The organism is Mesorhizobium sp. M5C.F.Ca.IN.020.32.2.1 (assembly GCF_004023105.1).
GTDB classification, from domain to species: Bacteria; Pseudomonadota; Alphaproteobacteria; order Rhizobiales; family Rhizobiaceae; genus Mesorhizobium; species Mesorhizobium wenxiniae.
In genome coordinates, this window is the sequence record NZ_RZSX01000493.1 from 1 (window position 1) to 4,798 (window position 4,798).

Below are 4,798 nucleotides of genomic sequence, written 5' to 3' on the forward strand. Positions count from 1 at the left end.
GCTCTGCCGGGCCTCCTTCGAGCCTGTCTCGGAGCCTGTCTCGTTCAAGAGGCTGCAGAGCGAAACGGCCTCGTCGTGACACAGGCCGATCAGCGCAAGCGCCGAAAACTGGGCCGGCAGATCGAGCCTGACGTCCCACACCATCCATCTGCCGTTTGGCTCCATGACACATTCAAAACGCAATGCACCGTCCGACATTCGACCCCCCAACGATTGCCCGCTAGGTGGTATCGCGTCAAAGTAAAAGAGTTATTGCGTTCCTGAAACCTTGCGTTGAATCCGGCCGATAGCGCCGGCAGGCACCGGAAACACGCGGTATGGTCAAGTCGCAGTGATGGATCCGGCCGCGGTGATGGTCCGGGTCGACGCCGCCGGACGCGGATCAGGCGTTGCGGCTCGCCATATGCGCATCGAGTTTCTTTCTCGAAGGCCCGTATCGCTTGATGATGGTCGCGGCCTCGCTCGGCGGTATGCCGTATTTTCTTGCAAAAGCCGCAACGTCGTAAGGCTCCTCGCCGGAGGCCGGTTTGCGGTCCTGCTTGCTCCTGGATTTGTCGTCGGCCATTGTCATCCTCCGTCACATCCGGTCGATATAGGGTGCCCTGGTCCGGCCGACCACCCTTACCATTCGGAAAGGCGGGCACACCGGTCCCCCGGGGCATTGCTGCGCGATGCAGCAGTCTGATCGGATCAAGACCGATCGGTTGGCCGGCTGGGGAGCTGCTGGTTCCCGCTCATGGGCTCGAACCACGATTCACGCCTTCATGACGACAACGTCGCTCTAGGTGGCAACTTGCCGTATGGCGCGCCTGTCGGAATGACGTGATTGCGACAAGGAGCGGACGTCGTCCAGCCCATGCGCTGAGGCTTGCTCACTCCAGCGTTAGGTCGCTCCGCGGGCCGTTGAATGGAAATCGAAGAAGCCTACGGGCAGACCTTTAGCCCTCCGTCGATGATTGTTAAATCCAAAGAATCACCACAGGACGGTGGCCGTCGAGCGAGTTTTCAGCAGCCCATTTCCGCAGCCTATTAATGTGAAACTTGGGAAGCTGCCGACATCAATTCCTCGGGATTCAGCGCTCTGAAGGTGTTGAGGCCATCCTCCAGAACTTCAGTGAAGTTCCAGCGTACGATGCCCGCCCGGTCGATTAGGAACTGACCGACAAGCTGCGCCTGGCTGGAAGCCATCGCCTGCTGATCGACTTCAGTAATCTCATATCCTTCCTTCTTGTTAAGAAATTCATTCATTGCCATGACGTCCATAGGCTCGGGCAACTCGCCCGGGAGATGGAACGGTATCGCCATGACCGTGTCCATCCCGACCTCGCGCAAGCCGAAAGCACGGTGCGAGGTCCGCTCCGGGTCGGATGCGGCGAGAAGATCGGGTGCCGGGTGGTAACGGAAATAGAGCCGCGCCCGCTCGACCGGCGTGTTGACCACCGCCAGGCATTCGACGCCTTTCTCACGCAGGGCCGGCTTGAGTTGCGCCATCGTCGCGACATGGCGCCGGCAGAACGGACAGTGCAGGCCTCGAAACAAACCGATCAACAACGGACTGCGGCCTCGAAAATCATCGAGCGCGATCTTGCCTTCGCGCGAGATCGCATCGAGTACAACATTCGGTGCCCGGTTGCCCGGCTGCAGCGGGCAGTCGACATTACTCGTGGACATGGACAACCTCCTCGCCCCGGATCAGTCAAAAAAAGGCAGCACACCCACTCTTCGGAGTTGAGCCTGTGCTGGGGGGCGCAAAAACTTCCTGCGCCAGGGCAAATTAGCTTTCGGCCTCTGCCATATTGCCGAGGTCGAGATTACGCGTGTTGCAAACGCATCATAACACGAAAATGCATCTGCGGGTCGCCCCGTTTCGCGAGCCGTCTCGAGCGCCGCAGTACACAATGGGTCGTTTCATCCGCGCCATGGCATGACACAGCGGCGAGACCGATTGGATCTTCAGATACGCGCGTCCTTGCGGTGTTTACGTCTGGAAACTTGGGCGGGCCTCGAAGTGACCGGATACCAAATGTCGTGAATGACCCACACTAGAGCACTCCCGAATGCTCTTGCGCTGAAGGTCCGAAGACGACGCTCAGCAGCTGTGCGCAACATCCTGGCCTGTGGTCCATTTCCAGCACGGACCGCCTCCAGGATCGCATTTTCAAGAGCAGGTCCAGGCGTTCTGGCCCTAGTGGGCTTCACGGGTGGGCTGAGGCGTGCGAGTTTTCTGTCGCGGAGCGTGGAGGAAGAGGAACGTGAGGACCGCGAGCTTCGGCAGGCCAACGAGATTCTGCGCAAGGCGAGCGCGTATTTTGCCCAGACGGAGCTCGACCGCCGATTCAAGCCATGATCGCGTTCATCGATGATCACCGAGAGGCGCATGATGTCAGCCGATCGTGTTGCCGATCGCCCCGTCGATATTCCAAAGCCTCGGTAGCCGGCGATTGTCGCGCGGAACGTTGAACTCCACAGAGGGAAACTTTACGACTTGAGCGGCCTTCTGGAGGGGTAGCCGGGCCAGGGTCGGCCCGACCTTTTGCGGTGTCCGATCAATGGATCCTAAGAAATGACAAAGTTGCTCTGAGGCTGGCCGTGCTTGGCATTCTTGCAAACCGCACCTACCGCCATCTCTTCGCGGCTCAGGTCATCGCCTTGATCGGCACCGGCCTTGCCACGGTTGCTCTCGGTCTTTTGGCATTCGAACTGGCGGGCGGTGAGGCCGGCGCGGTGCTCGGGACGGCGCTCGCCATCAAGATGATAGCCTATGTCGGCGTCGCGCCCGTAGCTGCTGCTTTCGCCGAACGGTTGCCGCGGCGCGCGATGCTGGTGAGTCTGGACCTTGTCCGGGCGGCGGTGGCGGTGCTTCTGCCCTTCGTCGTCGAAGTCTGGCAGGTCTATGTGCTCATCTTCGTCCTGCAGTCGGCTTCGGCTGCATTCACGCCGACCTTTCAAGCCACCATTCCCGATGTCTTGCCCGACGAGAAGGGATACACAAGGGCGCTTTCTTTATCGCGGCTCGCCTACGATCTGGAAAGCCTTGTCAGTCCGATGCTCGCCGCCGCCCTGCTGACGGTGGTCAGCTTCCACAGCCTGTTCGCAGGTACTGTGATCGGTTTCCTGGTCTCCGCTGCGCTGGTTGTCTCGGTTATGCTCCCCAGTCCAAGGCCCTCCACGCCGCGTGGCATCTACGAGCGCACCACGCGCGGAACCCGCATTTACCTGGCGACACCACGTCTACGGGGATTGCTGGCTGTCAATATGGCGGTCGCCGCAGCGGGCGCGATGGTGATCGTCAACACGGTCGTCATTGTGCAGGGAGAATTCGGCCTCACCCAGCGGGCAACTGCACTGGCGCTGGCCGCTTTCGGTGGCGGATCGATGCTTGCGGCACTTGCGCTGCCCAAGCTGCTCGAGCTCGTTCCCGACCGCTCGGCCATGCTCGCGGGCGTTCTCCTGCTGGTCTGCGGTCTCCTTTTCGGTGTGGCGGTTCCCAGCTATCAAGGTCTTTTGCCGCTCTGGTTTGCGCTCGGATTGGGATATTCAGCCGCGCAGACGCCATCTGGGCGGCTGCTCCGACGATCCTCGCAGCCCGAGGATCGGCCCGCGCTGTTCGCAGCCCAGTTCGCGCTTTCGCATGCCTGCTGGCTTGTCACCTATCCGCTGGCTGGATGGCTGGGCGTCAATTTCGGATTGGCGGCGACATTCGTGATCCTCGCCTGCATCGCGGGTGCTGCCCTGATTGCCGCATTCCTGGTGTGGCCAGCTTCCGATCCGGAAGTGCTTGAACATCCGCATCCCGGTCTTCCCGAGGATGATCCGCATTGGGCGGAGGGGACGCACCATTCCGGATATCGCCATGCCCACGCCTTTGTGATCGATAAGCTGCATCCGGAATGGCCGCGTGAGCCTTGAGCGGCAGCGCGTGATTCGGGCCCGGGCATGTTGCAGACGATCATCGAACTCCAACGGGACATCTATCTCGCCTTCGCCGGGCACATAAAGGCGTTCGCCCAGGACGGAAGCTGGAGCGCTCTGGCGGCTTTCCTGCCGATGGGCATCGTGTTCGGGGCGGTGCATGCGATGACGCCTGGCCACAGCAAATCGGTGTTGGCGACTTACCTGGCCGGATCGTCAGCCGGATTCGGGCGCAGCCTGACGGTCTCGCTTGTCCTTTCCGTCACCCACGTCACCTCAGCGGTGCTGATTGCACTCCTGTCACTTCCGCTGGTCTCGGTTGCGCTGGGAAGCGTCGGCCGCGCGCCAATGCTGGAGGATTTGAGCCGAGGCCTTCTCGGCCTCATTGGTGTATGGATGCTATGGCGAGCCTTCCGGCACCCAGTTCACCCGCATGACCACCAGGAGGGCTTCGCCGTCGGAATCATGGCAGGCCTGATCCCATGTCCTCTGACATTGTTCGTCATGACGTTCGCCATGATCCGCGGCGTGCCGGAAGCCGGCATCGCATTCGCGGTGACCATGATGGCAGGGGTCGCGCTCACGCTGTCGGCCGTCGCGCTCTTCGCGGTGTTCTTCCGCATGCAGCTGGTCAACCTTTTGAAATCGCGGCCGAAGCTTGTCTCTGCTACGATCCGCTCGATCGAAGCGGTCGCCGGCGCCATCCTCGTTGCAGTTGCCGTCCATGAAATTCTCTAAGATCGCTCAGGATTCAGCCGAACCATTCATTCGCCGGTGATCGAACTCGCCACAATCATGCCCTCCCCAGTTGAAGCCGGGAACTTGAGATTGACGAACTGCTTGCGATCCCCGGCAATCAGTATGTAGAGCCTGGACACCTGCACTT

General features: G+C 60.9%; 5 protein-coding genes, 1 pseudogene and 1 other annotated feature. Of the genes and pseudogenes, 3 read left to right on the plus strand and 3 right to left on the minus strand.

What is annotated here, in order from left to right:
- The 3 genes from EOA86_RS39540 to EOA86_RS22570 form a co-directional block, all read right to left on the minus strand.
- Positions 1–198: hypothetical protein (locus EOA86_RS39540; RefSeq protein WP_128343659.1), on the minus strand; the 198-nt coding region annotated here is incomplete at its 3' end.
- A gap of 184 nt (positions 199–382) precedes the next feature.
- Positions 383–565, minus strand: coding sequence for a DUF3606 domain-containing protein (locus EOA86_RS22565; protein WP_127212095.1), 183 nt, complete (start codon positions 563–565; stop codon positions 383–385).
- Positions 566–1,029: 464 nt separating this feature from the next.
- Positions 1,030–1,671 (minus strand): peroxiredoxin-like family protein, encoded by a 642-nt coding sequence (locus EOA86_RS22570; protein ID WP_127212096.1) that lies wholly within the window; start codon positions 1,669–1,671, stop codon positions 1,030–1,032.
- A gap of 565 nt (positions 1,672–2,236) precedes the next feature.
- Here EOA86_RS22570 and EOA86_RS22575 point away from each other — a divergent pair.
- The 3 genes and pseudogenes from EOA86_RS22575 to EOA86_RS22585 all read left to right on the plus strand — a co-directional run.
- Positions 2,237–2,373: pseudogene (locus tag EOA86_RS22575) on the plus strand (IS3 family transposase); the annotation flags it as partial.
- Positions 2,302–2,411: a sequence feature (AL1L pseudoknot), on the plus strand. Its footprint overlaps the pseudogene before it by 72 nt.
- A 178-nt stretch (positions 2,412–2,589) precedes the next feature.
- Positions 2,590–3,909, plus strand: coding sequence for an MFS transporter (locus tag EOA86_RS22580; RefSeq protein ID WP_128343661.1), 1,320 nt, complete (start codon positions 2,590–2,592; stop codon positions 3,907–3,909).
- A 27-nt stretch (positions 3,910–3,936) separates the two neighbouring features.
- On the plus strand, positions 3,937–4,650 hold the full coding sequence (locus tag EOA86_RS22585) for a sulfite exporter TauE/SafE family protein (RefSeq protein WP_127210691.1): 714 nt from the start codon (positions 3,937–3,939) through the stop codon (positions 4,648–4,650).
- The last annotated feature ends 148 nt before the right edge of the window (positions 4,651–4,798 follow it).